This window comes from Gordonia sp. QH-12 (assembly GCF_001578675.1).
Taxonomy (GTDB): domain Bacteria; phylum Actinomycetota; class Actinomycetes; order Mycobacteriales; family Mycobacteriaceae; genus Gordonia; species Gordonia sihwensis.
This window is the reverse complement of the sequence record NZ_KQ969290.1, coordinates 48,027-65,336: the sequence shown is the minus strand read 5'-3', so window position 1 is coordinate 65,336 and position 17,310 is coordinate 48,027. Positions and strand designations below refer to the sequence as shown.

Genomic DNA, 17,310 nt, shown 5'->3' with positions numbered 1-17,310 from the left:
CGCAGGAAGAAAGACGGCCGTCAAGGTGACTGCGATGGGATTCGCCCTCGCTGTCGCGGCGTCGATGACCGCCTGCTCGAGTGACGACATGGACAGTGCGGCGTCGAGCTCGCCGATGGCGACCACGGCCATGAACTCGTCGCCGATGAGCGCCGACCCCGCCGCGGATCTGGTGGGACCGGGCTGCGCCGACTACGCCAAGAAGGTGCCGACCGGACCGGGCTCGGTGACCGGCATGGCGACGTCACCGGTCGCCGTGGCCGCGTCGAACAACCCGATGCTGACCACGCTCACCGATGCGTTGTCGGGCAAGCTCAACCCCCAGGTGAACCTCGTCGACACGCTCAACGGCGGCGAGTTCACGGTGTTCGCGCCGGTCGACGACGCCTTCGCCAAGGTCGATCCGGGCACTCTCGACATGCTCAAGACCGACGCGCCCGCGCTCAAGTCCCTGCTGACCTATCACGTCGTCTCCGGTCAGCTCGGTCCCGATCAGGTCGTCGGCAAGCACAAGACCGTCGAGGGCGCGACCGTCGAGGTCACCGGCAGCGGCGATGATCTGTCGGTCGACGGAGCGCGGGTGATCTGCGGTGGCGTGCACACCGCCAACGCGACCGTCTACCTGATCGACAAGGTCCTCACTCCGCCCGCCGACAAGTGATGAGCGCATCGGCGGCGGGGTAGCGGGCGTGCGCTCCGCGCGCCGATGCTGTCCGTACCAGGAACGTTGTGGAGACCAGGAGAATAGACGATGTCGGAGCAGCGTGGAGTGACCGTCCGCAGCGCGGTCGCCACCACCCGCCGAACTGTGTGATCGTGGCGCTCGGCAGGGACTACTCGTGGGCGCTGGTGACCGACCCCGCCCGGACGTCCGGCTTCGTGCTCTCCAGAACACCGGTCCTGTCGTCGACGCAGTGGAAGTCGGTCCGCGGTGCGGGGTGCCGTCGGTCTGCCGGAGGAACTCGCCCGCCTGGGATGACGGGCGTCGCGCGTCACAGATCGCGGTAGCGAGCCAGGGCCACCACGCGTTCCTCAGCGTGGTCGACGATCGGCGGCGGGTAGCCTCGGTCGCCGTCGGCAGCGTCGAACAGGGCGGGCTCGGCCGTGCGTCCGCCCGCCTGCTTCCACGGCCGATGGACGGCCTTGCCTGCGATGCTGCGAAGCTCGGGCACCCAGCGGCGCACGTAGTCGCCCGAAGGGTCGAAGCGTTCGCCCTGGGACACCGGATTGAACACCCGGAAGTACGGGGCGGCATCGGTGCCGCAGCCTGCCGTCCACTGCCAGCCGTGCTGGTTGGACGCGAGGTCGCCGTCGACCAGGTGCGTCATGAAGTACCGCGCGCCGCGCCACCACGGCAGGTGCAGATCCTTCGTGAGGAACGACGCCACGATCATCCTCACCCGGTTGTGCATCCAGCCCTCCGCCAGCAGTTGGCGCATCCCGGCGTCGACGATCGGATACCCGGTCCTGCCGCGGCACCAGGCGTCGAACGCCGCATCCGCGTCCGGGCCGCTGTCGTACTCCATCCGATCGAACTTCGCGTCGACGCCGGTGCGAGCAGTCTCGGGGCGATGGAAGAGGACATCCGCGTAGAAGTCGCGCCAGGCCAGCTCACTGCGCAGGGTGGTTGCGCCGTCGTCGGTCCGCGCCCGCAGATCGTGCAGGATCGTTCGCGGATGGAGGCAGCCGAACTTCAGGTACGGCGACAGGCGTGACGTCGCGTCGAGATCGGGCCGGTTGCGGTCGTCGGCGTAACGATCCAGCTCGCTGGTCCCGCCGTCCCGGAACGCGCGCCATCGCTCGAGCGCGGCCTTCTCCCCGGCGACGGGCAACGCCGCGGCGTCGCTCGCCTCCTCGGTCAGCAGCTCGGCGACGGCGGCACGTCCCACACGTTCGATGCGGCCGCGCGGAAGAATCGAATCCGGGTCGAGCCAGTCGACGGTGTCCGGTCCCGTCAGCGCGGGCGAATGCCAGCCGTGGTCGAGCCACGCCCGCTTGAACGGAGTGAAGACACGGTAGGGCCCGCCGGCCTTGGTGCGGACGCGCCCGGGCGACACCGCGTACGGGGAGCCGGTCCGAATCAGCGGCACCGAGGCCGGCAGGGCCGCCTCCACCGCCTCGTCCCGGGCACGCCCGTACGGGCCGAAATCCTCACTCACATGCACCGAGTCGACGGACAGAACGTCGACGAGCTCGGGGATCACCTGAACCGGATCGCCCGACACCACCAGGAGCCGCCCGCCGAGATCGGCGTCGAGAGCCTCCAGGCATCCGGCGAGGAAGGTGGTCCGCGGTGCACCCGACGGACGCACCAGGGCGTCGTCGAGCACGAAGACGGCGAGCGCCGACTCCGCGCGGTCAGCCGCGGCCGACAGCGACGGCAGATCGGAGAGGCGGAGATCGCGGCGAAACCAGACGATGGACGGTGAGTTCATGGTTTCCAGTGTGCCCACCCATCCGCTCGCGCGGTGGCTCCGAATGGCTTCCGTGACTGCAACCAATGACCTTCAGCCCACGGCACGACGAGTCGCGGTGATCGGCGGCGGCGTGGCCGGATTGACGGCCGCCTACCTCCTGGCACCGAGCGCTCAGGTGACGATCTTCGAGGCCGATGACCGCCTCGGCGGGCACGCCCACACGCACCAGGTGACCGCCGCCGACGGCTCGCCGATGCCGGTCGACTCCGGCTTCATCGTCCACAACGACCGCACCTATCCCACCCTGTGCCGACTCTTCGACGACCTCGGCGTCGCGACCCAGGCCACCGACATGTCGATGTCGGTCCGTTCGGAACTGACCGGTCTCGAGTACGCGGGCGCGCGCGGCCTGTCGGGTCTGTTCCCTGTCCCACGAAATCTGGTGCGCGGCCGCTACCTGCTGATGCTGGCGGAGGTCAGTCGGTTCCATCGGCTGGCGCGCCGCGTGCTCGACGATCCCGGCGACGACCAGTCCCTCGACGACTTCGTGCGCCGCAGCCGCCTGTCGGGCTACTTCCGCGAGAACTTCCTGTTGCCGCTGGTGGCCGCCGTGTGGTCGTGCGATGAGCAGACGGCCGCCCGCTATCCGGCCCGGTATCTCTTCACCTTCCTCGACCATCACGGGATGCTGTCGGTCCACGGCTCACCCGAGTGGCGCACAGTGGTCGGCGGTTCGGCGACCTATGTTCGCGCGGTCGCCGACCACGTGCGTGCGCACGGCGGCGAGATCCGACTGTCCGCCCCCGTCGACGACCTCGCCGAGATCGGCTCCGGTGTCGCGGTGACCGCCGGCGGAACCACCTCTCTGTTCGACGCCGCCGTGGTCGCGACGCACCCGCACCAGGCGCTGTCGATGCTCCGGGCGCCGACGACGCTGCAGGCCGACGTGCTGGGCGCCATCGGCTACGTCGGGAAGCCTGCGGTCCTGCACACCGACGAGAGCCTGCTCCCCGTCGCGATGAACGCGCGGGCGTCCTGGAACTACCAGATCCGCGACGACAGCGTGCCCGACGGCAGCGGGATCGCCGTCACCTACGACATGACCCGCCTGATGCGACTGCCGGGCGACGGTCCACGCCACCTCGTGACGATGGGACGTACCGACCTGGTCGACCCGACGACGGTCGTCGCGGAGATGCGCTACGAGCATCCGATCTACGACCTCGGCTCGGTGGCGGCGCAGCAGCGACTGCCGCAGATCGACACCCGGGCCGTCGTCTTCGCCGGCGCCTACCACGGGTGGGGCTTCCACGAGGACGGCGCGGCCTCGGGGGCGCGCGCTGCGCAGCTCCTCGGCGGCACCTGGCCCACGTCGACGCAGACCCAGGCGGTGGCGGCGCGATGACCGCGCCTTCGACCCCGTCACTCGTCGCGACGCGGATCAACCATGTACGGCGCGAGCCCGTCGACCACCGGTTCGCGCACCGCAGTCTGAGTTGGTTCGTCGACATCGACGAGCTCCCGGAACTCCCGCGAGCCCTGCGCTGGGCGGCGCGCTTCCGGGCGGCCGACCACTTCCCTCAGCCCGCGCAATCGGGCGACACCCTGCGCAGTCGTCTCGACTCCCACCTCGATGATGTCGGCGTCGCCCGCCCGACCGGAGCGGTGACCGCGCTGCTCTCACCGCGGGTGGCCGGCTATGTCTTCAATCCGCTGACCGTGTTCTGGTGCCACGACGCGGCGGGCGCCCTGCAGTACGTCGTCGCTGAAGTGCACAACACGTACGGCGGTCGGCACTGCTACCTGGTGCGCACCGACGCGGCCGGTCGTGCCGAGGTGGAGAAGGAGTTCTACGTCTCGCCGTTCAACGACGTCTCCGGCCGCTACCGTCTGGCGCTGCCCGAACCGGATCCCGCGGGCCGCGTCCGGCTCTCGGTGATTCTGGACCGGCCCGGTCAGGCGCCGTTCACCGCGACGCTCGTCGGCCGAACGCGAGCGGCCACCGTCGGTGCGGTGATCACCGCGCAACTCACCGCCCCGCTCGCCCCGTGGCTCGTTGCCGCTCGCATCCGCATCCACGGTGTGTGGCTGTGGGCGCGAGGCCTGCGCATCGTCGATCGACCCGCTGACCCGATTCCCGCCGACCCCCCGCATGCACTTCGCCGACCGAAGGACTCGTGACATGACCACCGATCACCGCCTCCCGTACTCGCCCGCCGACATCCACGTGGACCCTCGGGCGTGGCCCGATGTGGCACACCGACCGACGTCCCGCCTCCGCGCCCTCGCCGCCGGTCGACTCTTCGCCGCCGCCACTCGACGTCTCCCGATCTCGGTCGAATACCCCGACGGACGGCTGGGAGGTGCCGCGTCCGACGCGGTGCTTCCGCGGATGATCGTGCGCGACCCCGAGTCGTTGTTCCACCGGCTCGGCACGTCCGGGCTCATCGGATTCGGTGAGGCGTACATGGCGGGGGACTGGACCACCGACGACCTCGTCGGCGTGCTCACCCCGTTCGCCGAACGCGTCGCGGAACTGGTGCCCGCGCCGCTCCAGCGACTCCGTTCGCTGGTGCTGCCTGGCCACCCCGATGACGAGCAGAACACCGTCGCGAACACGCGGTCCAACATCGCCCGGCACTACGACCTGTCCAACGAGCTCTTCGGAGCCTTCCTCGACGAGACGCTGAGCTATTCGAGTGCCTACTTCGGCTCGGATTCGGCTGCGGAGACGGCGGACTGGTCGATGCTCGCCGACGCGCAACGCGCGAAGATCGACCGCCTGTTGGACCAGGCGGGCGTCGGCGAGGGAACCCGGCTGTTGGAGATCGGCACCGGATGGGGCGAACTCTGCCTCCGCGCTGCCGCGCGCGGTGCGCACGTCCGATCGCTGACCCTGTCCAGCGAACAACGCGAGCTGGCGCTCGAGCGCGTCGCCGCGGCCGGCTTCGCCGATCGGGTCAGCGTCGACCTGCTGGACTACCGGCTCGTCGACGGCGAGTACGACGCGATCGTCTCGGTGGAGATGCTCGAAGCGGTCGGTCGCGAATTCTGGCCGGCGTACTTCCGCACGCTCGATCGGGTGCTGGTGCCCGGTGGTCGCGCCGCCGTCCAGGTGATCACCATGCCGCACGCGCGGATGCTGGCGTCCGAGGGCACGTACACCTGGGTGCACAAGTACATCTTCCCCGGCGGCCAGCTCCCCTCGATCGAAGCGCTGCGCGAGGTCACGACCGCCCACACCGGACTCGACCTGGTCGATGAGAAGGCGATGGGATGCCACTACGCGCGGACGCTGCGGTTGTGGCGCGAGCGGTTCGTTCGTAGCGACGCCGTCATCGCCGACCTCGGGTTCGACTCCGTGTTCCGTCGGATGTGGACGTTCTACCTGGCCTACTCCGAGGCCGGCTTCCGGTCCGGCTACCTGGACGTGTACCAGCTCGGCTTCGCGAAGCCCGCGGTGTCACAGACGCCCCGTCTGTCATGACTGTCGCGTTCGCTCCGGCTAGGCTGTCACTTGATGACATCCTCCGATCCGCGAGCGAGCGGCCGATGACTGTCGATGCGGATCAGCTGGAACATCTGCTCGCACTCGTGGCAGCCGGTGACCGCGCAGCTTTCGCAGACCTGTACGACCGCACCGGGTCGCGCGTGTACGGCATGGTTCTGCGCGTTCTGCGCGACCCGGGGTACAGCGAGGACGTGACCCAGGACGTCTACCTCCAGATCTGGCGAGACGCCGGTCGGTTCGACGCCGCGCAGGGCAGTGCCATGTCGTGGCTGCTGACCATCGCGCATCGTCGCGCCGTCGACCGGGTCCGTTCCGAGAGTTCGGCCAGTGCCCGGGAGAACCGATACGGCCTGAGGAGCCTCGCCGAGGTGGTCGCGGGCGTCGACGACGAGGTCCTGACGCGAGACGCGGGACGCCGGGTGCGCGACTGCCTCGCCACTTTGACCGAGCTGCAGGCGCAGGCAGTGAGCCTGGCCTACTACGACGGCTTCACCTACCGTGAGGTCGCCGATCGGCTGACGGTGGCGCTGCCGACCGTGAAGAGCCGGATCCGTGACGGCCTGAAGCGATTGAGGGGGTGCCTGGGACGTGAGTGACGACGACCTGCGCGACCTGGCGTCGCTCATCGCCCTGGACGCCGTCGACGACGTGGAGCGCGCACGCATCCTGAAAGCGGTGGCTCAGGCAGATGAGGCCGACCGCCGAGTGTTCGAGAACGAGCTGGCGGCCGTGCGCGCGACGCTCGTGAGCATGAGCGAGGCGACCGCCGTCGAACCGCCGAATCAGCTCCGGGACAGGATCTTCTCAGGACTCGATGAACACCCGTCGGCACGGGGCGATGCGCTCGGATCCCCCGCGCGCGATCGTCGCCGACTGCGCCTCGCGGTCGCCGCGGCCGCTGCGGCCGTGGTGCTCGGCGTCGGCGGCGTCATCGGCTACACAGTCGCCGACCGGAACGAGCAGAGTCCGCCGTCGCAGGCCGAACAGATCTTCGCCGCGCCGGATGTCCGCACGACCACCGGAACGGTCGCGGGCGGCCAGGCGACCGTCACCTACTCCCCGTCAGCGGGCGAGGGCGTCCTGGTGATGAACGACGTCCCGCGACCGGCGCCCGGAACCATCTACCAGATGTGGCTGATCGGTCCGAGCGGGCCGAAGCTCGCGGGAACCATGTCGGACGCCGACGTCTCGCCGTCGACCACCGCGATCATCAGTGACATGAGGGGTGTGACGGCCGTGGCGTTCACCGTCGGCGACTCGGCCACCCCGGACAAGATGATCTCCGCCCCGGTGGCAGAGCTCCCGCTGTCGTGATCAGCTCAGCTGATCCTCCAGATACCGCGGACGGCAGATGGCCCACGCGCCGACCAGCATGATGCCGACGGTCACCGTGAGGAATGCGAACGGCAGCGCCCACGAGTCGGTCGCGTCGTGCAGGATGCCGAACAGCGTCGGACCCGAGCACGCGAACAGGTAGCCGACGCCCTGGCCGAAGCCCGACAGCGACGACGAGCCCGCACTGGTCCGGGTGCGCAGGTTGATCAGCGTCAGCGCCATCGGGAACGTGGTGGGGCCGATGCCGACGAGGACCACCCACAGCCAGGTGAGCGTCAGCGGAGCCCACAGCAGACCCGCGAAGCCGATCAGCCACGACGCCGCGAACAGCACGGCGAACCCGAACGGGTTGGTAAAGCGGGTGCACAGCACCGGCGCGATGAGCGTCCCGGCGAAACCGATGCCCGAGAACAACGCGACCATCGCGCCGCCGAGCGCCTCGGAGCCGCCCGCGTCGTGCAGGACCGACGGCAGCCAGGTGAACAGCGAGTAGGTCATCAGCGAGGTCATGCCGAACATCAGTGTGAGGCCCCACGCCATCGGGGTGCGCCAGACCGGCAGCCGTGCGGCGACCTCGCTCGCGGGGCGCGCCTTCTTGGGCAGGTCTGCCTCGGCGCGCACGGTGCGACGGCGCTCGCGGACCACCCAGACCCAGGGGAGCAGGGCGACCAGCGGGACCAGCGCCCACATCGCCAGCGACATCCGCCAGCCGGCCGCGTCGGCGACCGGGACCGCGATCGCGGCGGGGATGGCCGTGCCCAGCTGGACGAAAGTGATGTACGCGGTGCTGATGACGGCGATCTGATCGCTGAAGTATCGCTTCACCAGCGGTGGGATCAGGATGTTGCCGACGCCCATGCCGAACAGGGCGACGCACGAGAGGATCAGGAACGGCCAGACGTCGTGGACCAGCGACCGCGTCGCGATGCCGACGCCGGTCAGCACGACCGCCGCGAGGGTCACCTGCTCGATGCCGAAACGTCGACCGAGGGCGGGTGCGAAGACACCCGCCGCACCGAACATGAGCGTCGGAAGCATGCCGATCACGCCGATCGTGGACGTGCCGAAGCTGACCTCGTCGGAGATGCGCGTGAGCAGCGGCGCGATGGAGGTGACCGCGGTGCGCAGGCTCAGCGAGAAGATGATGATCGCGGCCAGCACGATGATCCGCCCGCGCCACCTGCCTGCGCGCGTCGGTCGCGGAGGGGTGATGTCGCGAACTGTCGTCGCCTCGGCCGTCATGGAACAAAATCGTAGGATGAATGGTCGTATCGGCGCAAAGTGATTTAGACTGCGGCCGTGCAAACGGTCAAACGGCAGACGCTCATCGGTCAGGTCACGCAGCAGCTGCGCGACGAGATCTCCGCGGGCCGCTGGGCGATCGGGGAGCGGATTCCGACCGAACCCGCGCTGTGCGAGATGACAGGCACCGCCCGCAACACCGTTCGCGAGGCCGTGCAGTCGCTGGTGCACGCAGGGCTGCTGGAGCGCAGGCAGGGCTCGGGCACCTACGTGATCGCCACCGATGAGCAGGAGGTGGCGCTCGGTGACTTCTTCGCCGCGGCCCGGCGGCAAGACCTCTTGGAACTGCGCGAGGCGCTGGAGGTGACTGCGGCCGGACTGGCCGCCCGCCGTCGGGACGACGATGACATCGCCGCGCTGCGTCGACTGCTGGCGCAGCGCAACGGGTTCTGGGACGGCGCCGACGCTGCCGAGTCCGTACACTCGGCAGCGGTCGAGGCCGATGCGCACCTGCACCGCGCCATCGTCGCCGCCAGCCACAACGAGGTGTATCTCGAGTTCTACGACTCGTTGGTGCCGGCGCTGCGAGAGTCGATCGCCGAACACGGTGTCGGCGCGCACCGGTCGTACGAGGCGCTCCACGTCGAGGTCGTCGAGGCGGTGATCGGCGGGGATGTGGACGGCGCCCGGGCGGCCGCTCGGCAGTTGCTCACCCGCGTCGGCGAATCCGGATGATCGGCGCCGGTAGTGAACTGTTTCGGTGCGGTTCGCGCAGCGGTGTCAATCATTTTGACCGTGGTAAATCCGGGCGGTAAAGTATTTCGTCGGCGCCTTGCCAAGCTGGGTGCTGCTCACCTTCCGGCGTCCGAGCGGGCGCCGAGAGGGCGGAGTCGTGGATCGGCGTAGGGCGTGCGACACGCCCGACAACGGGTGCACGATTCGAACCTGACCTGCATAAACGTGCAGGTGGGGCGAGTTGCGGAAGTATCTGTCCACGCGTGAGCGTGGCGGACCGCTTGCCCGGAGCACCAACCGCAACGAATACAAACAAGGCCCGGCGGGAGCCGGTCCTCAAGGAGAAAGAACTCAGTGCCAACCATTAACCAGCTGGTCCGCAAGGGCCGCAAGGACAAGACGTCCGCCAAGAAGACGGCTGCTCTGAAGGGCAGCCCGCAGCGCCGGGGCGTTTGCACCCGCGTGTACACCACCACCCCGAAGAAGCCGAACTCCGCTCTGCGAAAGGTCGCCCGTGTGCGCCTGACCAGTGGCGTCGAGGTCACCGCCTACATCCCCGGTGAGGGCCACAACCTGCAGGAGCACTCGATGGTGCTCGTCCGCGGCGGTCGTGTGAAGGACCTCCCGGGTGTTCGTTACCGCATCATCCGCGGCTCGCTCGACACCCAGGGTGTCAAGGACCGCAAGCAGGCTCGCAGCCGTTACGGCGCCAAGAAGGGGAACTGATCTAAATGCCACGTAAAGGACCCGCTCCCAAGCGCCCCCTGATCAGCGACCCCGTCTACGGTTCGCCGCTCGTCACCCAGCTCGTCAACAAGATCCTGCTGGACGGCAAGAAGTCGACCGCCGAGCGCATCGTGTACGAAGCCCTCGAGCAGGCCCGTGAGAAGACCGGCACCGATCCGGTCGTCACCCTCAAGCGTGCGCTCGACAACGTCAAGCCCACCCTCGAGGTCAAGAGCCGTCGCGTCGGTGGCGCCACCTACCAGGTTCCGGTCGAGGTGAAGCCGGGCCGCGCCAACACCCTCGCGTTGCGCTGGCTGGTCACCTTCAGCCGTCAGCGTCGCGAGAAGACCATGGTGGAGCGTCTGGCCAACGAGCTGCTCGACGCCTCGAACGGTCTCGGTGCATCGGTGAAGCGTCGCGAGGACACTCACAAGATGGCCGAAGCCAACCGCGCCTTCGCTCACTACCGCTGGTGAGGCTGCCGCATCGGACCGGGGGATGCGCACGCGAGCCCGGTCCGATGCGCTCGCACACTGACAGACTCAGTTCCAAAAACTTCCCGAAGGGAACCTAATGGCACAGGAAGTGCTCAACGACCTCACCAAGGTCCGCAACATCGGCATCATGGCGCACATCGATGCCGGCAAGACCACGACCACCGAGCGCATCCTCTACTACACCGGTGTGAACTACAAGATCGGTGAGACCCACGACGGCGCGTCGACCACCGACTGGATGGAGCAGGAGAAGGAGCGTGGTATCACCATCACCTCCGCCGCCGTGACCTGTTTCTGGAACAACAACCAGATCAACGTCATCGACACCCCCGGTCACGTCGACTTCACCGTCGAGGTCGAGCGCGCACTCCGCGTGCTCGACGGCGCCGTCGCCGTCTTCGACGGCAAGGAAGGCGTCGAGCCGCAGTCCGAGCAGGTCTGGCGCCAGGCCACCAAGTACGACGTCCCCCGCATCTGCTTCGTCAACAAGATGGACAAGATGGGTGCGGACTTCTACTTCACCGTGCAGACGATCATCGATCGCCTGGGCGCGAAGCCGCTGGTCATGCAGCTCCCGATCGGTGCCGAGGATGCCTTCGACGGCGTCGTCGACCTGCTCGAGATGAAGGCCATCACCTGGCGCGGAACCGTCGAGATCGGCGCCGAGCCGACCATCGAGGAGATCCCCGCGGATCTGGCCGACAAGGCCGCCGAGTACCGCGAGAAGCTGCTCGAGACGGTCGCCGAGTCGGACGAAGCCCTCATGGAGAAGTACTTCGCCGGCGAGGAGCTCACGATCGACGAGATCAAGGGCGCCATCCGCAAGATGACGATCAACTCCGAGATCTACCCCGTGCTGTGCGGCTCGGCGTTCAAGAACAAGGGCGTGCAGCCCATGCTCGACGCCGTCATCGACTACCTCCCGAACCCGCTGGACATCGGCGAGATCGAGGGCCACGTCGTGGGCAACGAGGAAGAGATCATCTCCCGCAAGCCCAGCAAGGACGAGCCGTTCTCGGCACTGGCGTTCAAGATCGCCGCGCACCCGTTCTTCGGCAAGCTCACCTTCGTCCGCGTGTACTCGGGCCGTGTGGAGCCGGGCACCCAGGTCATGAACGCGACCAAGGGCAAGAAGGAGCGCATCGGCAAGCTCTTCCAGATGCACGCCAACAAGGAGAACCCGGTCGACGACGCGGTGGCCGGCCACATCTACGCGATGATCGGCCTCAAGGACACCACGACCGGTGACACCCTGTGCGATCCGGCGAACCCCATCGTCCTCGAGTCGATGACCTTCCCGGACCCGGTCATCAACGTCTCGATCGAGCCGAAGACCAAGTCCGACCAGGAGAAGCTGGGCACCGCGATCCAGAAGCTCGCCGAAGAGGATCCGACCTTCTCGGTGAACCTGGACGAGGAGACCGGCCAGACCGTCATCGGCGGCATGGGCGAGCTCCACCTCGACATCCTGGTCGACCGCATGAAGCGCGAGTTCAAGGTCGAGGCCAACGTCGGCAAGCCGCAGGTCGCCTACCGTGAGACGATCCGCAAGACCGTCGAGAAGCACGAGTTCACCCACAAGAAGCAGACGGGTGGCTCGGGTCAGTTCGCGAAGGTCATCATCAAGCTCGAGCCGCTGGTCGACGCCGAGGACGGCGCGACCTACGAGTTCGCGAACGCCGTCACCGGCGGTCGTGTCCCGCGCGAGTACATCCCCTCGGTGGATGCCGGTGCGCAGGACGCGATGCAGTACGGCGTTCTGGCCGGCTACCCGCTGGTCAACCTGAAGGTCACCCTCCTCGACGGTCAGTACCATGACGTCGACTCGTCGGAGATGGCCTTCAAGATCGCCGGTTCGCAGGCCCTCAAGGAGGCTGCGAAGATGGCTCAGCCCGTCATCCTGGAGCCGATCATGGCCGTCGAGGTCACGACTCCGGAGGACTACATGGGCGACGTCATCGGCGACCTGAACTCCCGCCGTGGCCAGATCCAGGCCATGGAGGAGCGCAGCGGTGCACGAGTCGTCAAGGCTCAGGTGCCGCTGTCGGAGATGTTCGGCTACATCGGAGACCTGCGGTCGAAGACTCAGGGCCGGGCTAACTACTCCATGGTTTTCGACTCGTACGCTGAAGTTCCGGCGAACGTGTCGAAGGAGATCATCGCGAAGGCAACGGGCGAGTGATCTCGCCCTCCGCCTTGGCGGAGCTCGCGCCGGGGTCGGCTATCGAATCCGCGCGCACAAACGAATAAGGTGGACGGCCAGGTCCCGGCACGACGCCGGGCCGGCCGGACACCGGTTCAGCAAGACCGCTCCTGCCGACGGCAGGAAGTAAGAAACCCACTGCTGGGAACCACCCGGCAGCAACAGTCCAGGAGGACACAAGTGGCGAAGGCGAAGTTCGAGCGGACCAAGCCGCACGTGAACATCGGCACCATCGGTCACGTCGACCACGGCAAGACCACCACCACGGCGGCCATCACCAAGGTGCTCGCCGACCAGTACCCGGACCTGAACGAGAGCTTCGCTTTCGATCAGATCGACAAGGCGCCTGAGGAGAAGGCTCGTGGTATCACGATCAACATCTCCCACGTCGAGTACCAGACGGAGAAGCGTCACTACGCTCACGTCGACGCTCCGGGTCACGCCGACTACATCAAGAACATGATCACCGGCGCCGCGCAGATGGACGGCGCGATCCTGGTCGTGGCTGCCACCGACGGCCCGATGCCGCAGACCCGCGAGCACGTGCTGCTGGCTCGCCAGGTCGGCGTCCCCTACATCCTCGTCGCACTGAACAAGGCCGACATGGTCGACGACGAGGAGATCATGGAGCTCGTCGAGATGGAGGTCCGCGAACTGCTGGCCGCCCAGGAGTTCGACGAGGACGCTCCGGTGGTCCCGATCTCGGCGCTGAAGGCGCTCGAGGGCGAGGAGAAGTGGGTCAAGTCCATCCAGGACCTGATGGCCGCTGTCGACGAGTCGATCCCGGACCCGGTCCGTGAGACCGACAAGCCGTTCCTGATGCCCGTCGAGGACGTCTTCACCATCACCGGTCGCGGCACCGTCGTCACCGGTCGCGTGGAGCGCGGCGAGGTCAACGTGAACGAGGAAGTCGAGATCGTCGGCATCCGCGAGAAGAGCACCAAGACCACCGTCACCGGTATCGAGATGTTCCACAAGCTGCTCGATTCGGCTCAGGCCGGCGACAACGCGGGTCTGCTGCTCCGCGGCCTCAAGCGTGAGGACGTCGAGCGCGGTCAGGTCATCGTCAAGCCGGGCACCACGACTCCGCACACCGAGTTCGAGGGCCAGGCGTACATCCTGTCGAAGGACGAGGGCGGCCGTCACACCCCGTTCTTCAACAACTACCGTCCGCAGTTCTACTTCCGCACCACGGACGTGACCGGCGTCGTGACCCTCCCCGAGGGCACCGAGATGGTCATGCCGGGCGACAACACCGAGATGACTGTCAAGCTCATCCAGCCGGTCGCCATGGACGAGGGCCTGCGCTTCGCTATCCGCGAGGGTGGCCGCACCGTCGGTGCCGGCCGCGTCACCAAGATCATCAAGTGATCTAGTCTGACGACTCAGGACGCCCGTCCCGCTGATGCGGGGCGGGCGTTCTGCTGTTCCGGGGGCTCCAGGCGTCCGTCGAGTTCGTCGGCGAACCCGAACCGGCGTCGGCGCCGCCTCAGGCTCGGTGGAGCTCGGCGTGCAGGTGGTGCGAGACGGGGACGTCGGCGTAGGCCATCCACAGGTCGTACGTGAGGGTGTCGCCGGCGAGTTCGAAACGGCGTTTCACCGCGTGCACCTGTTTCGCGTCGGGGGAGACGCCCAGGGTGTGCTGGGCGAACTCGAGAACGGCGTGGTGAGCGGGGGCGCGCTGGAGTTCCACGAAGCCGGTCGGCTGCGCCACCAACAGTTCCACGTGCTGCTTGCCCGCCAGACGCAGGAAGCCGGTCTCGGTGTGCATCGGGCGGCCGCCGCCCGGTGCGCGCGTGCGCGATCGATAGAACAGGAAGGGCCGTCCGCTCGGCGACAGCTCGATCTCCTCGTCGTAGGTGAAGCTGTCGATCGTCGCATAGTGTCCGGCGCCGGTACCTCGCCAGAGACCGGCGAAGGCAGCGAGCGGGCCGAGGGGGTTGCGCTGTGAATCGGACATGCTGCCAGGTTAGACCCCGACCGGGGTCAGTCCGGGTGCAGTTCGCGCAGCCAGGACGACGACGGTGCGTCGGACGGCGACCGCCAGTCGCCGCGCGGCGAGAGCGATCCACCCGACCCGATCTTCGGGCCGTTCGGCATCGCGGTGCGCTTGAACTGGCTCGACATGAACCGCTTCAAGAAGACCGTCAGCCACTTGTCGATGGTGGCCTCGTCGTACTCGTTGCGTTCGTCGTCGCGCATCAGATCCGACCACGCGCCGCGGCTCCGGTCGCCCCACGCCTGCCGGGCGAGGTAGGCGATCTTGCTGGGCCGGTAGCCGAACCGCGTGAGGTAGTAGAGGAAGAAGTCGTGCAGCTCGTACGGGCCGACGTGGTCCTCGGTGCTCTGGATGTTGCCCTCGGCGTCGGCGGGCACGAGCTCCGGTGAGATCACGTCGGAGAGGATCTCCTGCAGGGTGCTGACGGTCTCGGGTCCGTAGCGGGCGGTGCTGATCTTCCAGCGGATGAGATGCTGGATCAGCGTCTTGGGGACGCTGCCGTTGACGTTGTAATGCGACATCTGGTCGCCGACCCCGTAGGTGCACCAGCCTAGCGCCAGCTCCGACAGGTCGCCGGTGCCCAGCACGATCCCGCCGAGGTGGTTGGCCAGCCGGAAGAGGTGGGAGGTGCGCTCTCCTGCTTGGACGTTCTCGAAGGTGACGTCGTAGACCGGTTCCCCGTCGGCGAACGGATGCTTCAGGTCGGCGAGCATCTGCATGCATGACGGCCGGATGTCGAGTTCGTTGCCGGTGACGCCGAGCGAGTCCATGAGGACGTGGCTGCGCGCCAGGGTGGCGCCGCCGGTGGCGAAGCCGGGCATCGTGTACGCGTGGATGTTGGTGCGCGGCAATCCCATCGCGTCGAAGGCCTGGATGGCGACGAGCAACGCGAGGGTGGAGTCGAGACCGCCGGAGACGCCGATGACCACCTTGTCGATTCCGGTGGAGCGCAGCCGCGCGACGAGCCCCTGCACCTGGATGTTCAGCACGTCGTGGCACCGCTCGTCTCGGTCGGCGGCGTCGGCGGGAACGAACGGGAAACGCGCGACCGTCCTGCGCAGAGCCCCGGTGGTCTCGGGGACGTCGAGGTCGAACGAGATGCGGCGCATCGCCCGCGAGCGTTCGGCGAAATCGCCCACCTGGTCGCGCAGGGAGATCATCCGGGACCGCTCCTGCCGCAGCCGGTCGAGGTCCACATCGCTGACTATCAGCTGCGGTTCCATCGAGAAGCCCGCGGTGCGCGCCAGCAGGGTGCCGTTCTCGGCGATCAGTGCGTCGCCGTCCCAGGCCAGGTCCGTGGTCGACTCGCCGAAGCCGGCCGAGACGTAGACCTGCGCGGCGATGCAGCGCGCCGAGTGGCCGGTCACCAGCGACCGCCGGTACGCCTGCTTGCCCACCGTGACCGGGCTGCCCGAGAGGTTGACCAGTACGGTGGCCCCGGCGAACGAGGCCCAGGTGCTCGGTGGGATCGGCACCCATCCGTCCTCGCACACCTCCACGTGGATTCGCAGGCCGGGCAGGTCGTCTGCTTCGAAGATCAGGTCGGCGCCGAACGGCACGCGCTGTCCGCCGATGACGGCGGTGTCGCGGACCGCGTCGCGTGCGGCGGCGAAGTAGCGCTGCTCGTAGAACTCGCGGTAGTTGGGCAGGTACGACTTCGGTGCGACGCCGAGCACGCGGCCGCCGTGGATCACGATCGCGCAGTTGTACAGGGCGTCGTCCACCCGCAGCGGAGCGCCGACGATCACCACGGGCGTCGTCTCAGCGGTCGCGGCCACCACGGCGGCCAGCGCGGCCTCCACCTCGTCGAGCAATGCATCCTGCTGGACGAGGTCGTCGACGCTGTAGCCGCTGAGGCCCAGCTCGGGGAAGGCGACGACGGCCACCGACTCCCGATGGGCCTGCTGGATCAGTTCGACGGTGCGCGAGGCGTTCTGACGCGGGTCGGCCAGGGCGACCTGCGGGACGGCAGCGGCGAGACGGGCGAAACCGTGTGAGTAGACCGACACTCCTTCAGGCTAATGCGTCGCTGCGTGCCACGATGGAGGGGAGTCGGCGCGGTCCGCCTCGTCTGTGTCCGTAACGTCTTCAAGGTCAGGTGTTCTGCGCATGTCCAGGTTCCTCGCACGTTCTTCTGTCTTCGCGGTCCTCGCGGCCACCGCCGCTCTCCTGGTGGGGCTGGTGGCGGGCCCGGCGTCGGCGCATTCGGCGCTGGTCGGCTCCGACCCCGAGCAGGGGGCCAAGGTCGCGACGGCTCCCGAACGGGTGACGCTGACCTTCAACGAGAACCTGAAGTCCTCCTACGCGGTGCTCAAGGTGGTCGGCCCCGACGGACACTTCTGGCAGCAGGGCGAGCCCACGGTCGACGGTCGCGACATATCCGTTGCCCTGCACGGACTGGGGCCGGCCGGTGAGTACAAGGTCAACTACCGCGTGACGTCGGCCGACGGCCACCCGGTGGAGGGCCAGGTGACCTTCGAATTGACGGCTGCGGGCAACGGCACCCCCGGCGCCGTCGCCGACGACTGGCAGCCGGAGACCGATAACGGTGTGAAGGTGTGGCCGTTCATCGTCGGCGGTGTGGTCGTGGTGATCGTCGTGGCCGGTGTGCTGGCGCTGCTGCTGGCCCGTCGCCGACGCTGACC

16 protein-coding genes and 1 pseudogene are annotated in these 17,310 nt (G+C 68.0%); 13 read left to right on the top strand and 4 right to left on the bottom strand.

Annotated features, from left to right (window positions below):
- Positions 1 to 34: 34 nt before the first annotated feature.
- Together Y710_RS09735 and Y710_RS19105 are read left to right on the top strand one after the other, a co-directional pair.
- A complete protein-coding gene (locus Y710_RS09735) occupies positions 35 to 661 on the top strand; it encodes a fasciclin domain-containing protein (RefSeq protein WP_062395538.1) in 627 nt (208 codons plus the stop codon).
- Between the two features lie 143 nt (positions 662 to 804).
- Positions 805 to 930, top strand: a pseudogene (locus tag Y710_RS19105) (lipocalin family protein); the annotation flags it as partial.
- A gap of 62 nt (positions 931 to 992) precedes the next feature.
- On the opposite strand, the gene Y710_RS09730 reads toward Y710_RS19105, so the two are convergent.
- Positions 993 to 2,435, bottom strand: a complete 1,443-nt coding sequence (locus tag Y710_RS09730) for a cryptochrome/photolyase family protein (protein WP_045537615.1) — start codon at positions 2,433 to 2,435, stop codon at positions 993 to 995.
- Between the two features lie 97 nt (positions 2,436 to 2,532).
- Here Y710_RS09730 and Y710_RS09725 point away from each other — a divergent pair, with 97 nt between their 5' ends.
- The 5 genes from Y710_RS09725 to Y710_RS09705 all read left to right on the top strand — a co-directional run bounded on the left by Y710_RS09725 (position 2,533) and on the right by Y710_RS09705 (position 7,242).
- The gene (locus Y710_RS09725) at positions 2,533 to 3,822 is read left to right on the top strand and encodes an NAD(P)/FAD-dependent oxidoreductase (RefSeq protein ID WP_062367393.1); all 1,290 of its coding nucleotides are present in this window, start codon (positions 2,533 to 2,535) and stop codon (positions 3,820 to 3,822) included.
- Positions 3,819 to 4,598, top strand: coding sequence for a DUF1365 domain-containing protein (locus Y710_RS09720; protein ID WP_009680156.1), 780 nt, complete (start codon positions 3,819 to 3,821; stop codon positions 4,596 to 4,598). The genes Y710_RS09725 and Y710_RS09720 overlap by 4 nt, the downstream gene beginning before the upstream one ends.
- Position 4,599: 1 nt before the next feature.
- Positions 4,600 to 5,904 (top strand): class I SAM-dependent methyltransferase, encoded by a 1,305-nt coding sequence (locus Y710_RS09715; RefSeq protein WP_009680155.1) that lies wholly within the window; start codon positions 4,600 to 4,602, stop codon positions 5,902 to 5,904.
- Positions 5,905 to 5,969: 65 nt separating this feature from the next.
- The gene (gene sigK / locus Y710_RS09710; RefSeq protein WP_045537604.1) at positions 5,970 to 6,524 is read left to right on the top strand and encodes an ECF RNA polymerase sigma factor SigK; all 555 of its coding nucleotides are present in this window, start codon (positions 5,970 to 5,972) and stop codon (positions 6,522 to 6,524) included.
- The gene (locus Y710_RS09705) at positions 6,517 to 7,242 is read left to right on the top strand and encodes an anti-sigma factor (RefSeq protein ID WP_045537602.1); all 726 of its coding nucleotides are present in this window, start codon (positions 6,517 to 6,519) and stop codon (positions 7,240 to 7,242) included. The genes sigK and Y710_RS09705 overlap by 8 nt, the downstream gene beginning before the upstream one ends.
- Here Y710_RS09705 and Y710_RS09700 read toward each other — a convergent pair whose 3' ends face one another.
- On the bottom strand, positions 7,243 to 8,505 hold the full coding sequence (locus Y710_RS09700; protein ID WP_062367392.1) for a CynX/NimT family MFS transporter: 1,263 nt from the start codon (positions 8,503 to 8,505) through the stop codon (positions 7,243 to 7,245). It abuts the gene before it with no gap.
- A gap of 57 nt (positions 8,506 to 8,562) precedes the next feature.
- Here Y710_RS09700 and Y710_RS09695 point away from each other — a divergent pair, with 57 nt between their 5' ends.
- From Y710_RS09695 to tuf, 5 genes are all read left to right on the top strand, one after another.
- Positions 8,563 to 9,240, top strand: a complete 678-nt coding sequence (locus Y710_RS09695; RefSeq protein WP_062367391.1) for a FadR/GntR family transcriptional regulator — start codon at positions 8,563 to 8,565, stop codon at positions 9,238 to 9,240.
- A gap of 354 nt (positions 9,241 to 9,594) precedes the next feature.
- Positions 9,595 to 9,966, top strand: coding sequence for a 30S ribosomal protein S12 (gene rpsL / locus Y710_RS09690; protein WP_006894477.1), 372 nt, complete (start codon positions 9,595 to 9,597; stop codon positions 9,964 to 9,966).
- A 5-nt stretch (positions 9,967 to 9,971) separates the two neighbouring features.
- Entirely contained in the window at positions 9,972 to 10,442 is a 471-nt protein-coding gene (gene rpsG, locus Y710_RS09685; protein WP_006894478.1) for a 30S ribosomal protein S7, read from the top strand.
- Positions 10,443 to 10,539: 97 nt separating this feature from the next.
- The gene (gene fusA / locus Y710_RS09680; protein WP_006894479.1) at positions 10,540 to 12,645 is read left to right on the top strand and encodes an elongation factor G; all 2,106 of its coding nucleotides are present in this window, start codon (positions 10,540 to 10,542) and stop codon (positions 12,643 to 12,645) included.
- 201 nt (positions 12,646 to 12,846) lie between these two features.
- Positions 12,847 to 14,037: an elongation factor Tu gene (gene tuf / locus Y710_RS09675; RefSeq protein WP_006894480.1), complete on the top strand. Its 1,191-nt coding sequence runs from the start codon at positions 12,847 to 12,849 to the stop codon at positions 14,035 to 14,037.
- A gap of 118 nt (positions 14,038 to 14,155) precedes the next feature.
- Here tuf and Y710_RS09670 read toward each other — a convergent pair whose 3' ends face one another.
- Together Y710_RS09670 and Y710_RS09665 are read right to left on the bottom strand one after the other, a co-directional pair.
- A complete protein-coding gene (locus tag Y710_RS09670) occupies positions 14,156 to 14,626 on the bottom strand; it encodes a heme-binding beta-barrel domain-containing protein (protein WP_045537597.1) in 471 nt (156 codons plus the stop codon).
- Between the two features lie 26 nt (positions 14,627 to 14,652).
- Positions 14,653 to 16,674 (bottom strand): NAD(+) synthase, encoded by a 2,022-nt coding sequence (locus Y710_RS09665; protein WP_062367390.1) that lies wholly within the window; start codon positions 16,672 to 16,674, stop codon positions 14,653 to 14,655.
- 100 nt (positions 16,675 to 16,774) lie between these two features.
- Between Y710_RS09665 and Y710_RS09660 the strand changes: the two genes are divergently transcribed.
- A complete protein-coding gene (locus Y710_RS09660; protein ID WP_006894484.1) occupies positions 16,775 to 17,308 on the top strand; it encodes a copper resistance CopC family protein in 534 nt (177 codons plus the stop codon).
- The last annotated feature ends 2 nt before the right edge of the window (positions 17,309 to 17,310 follow it).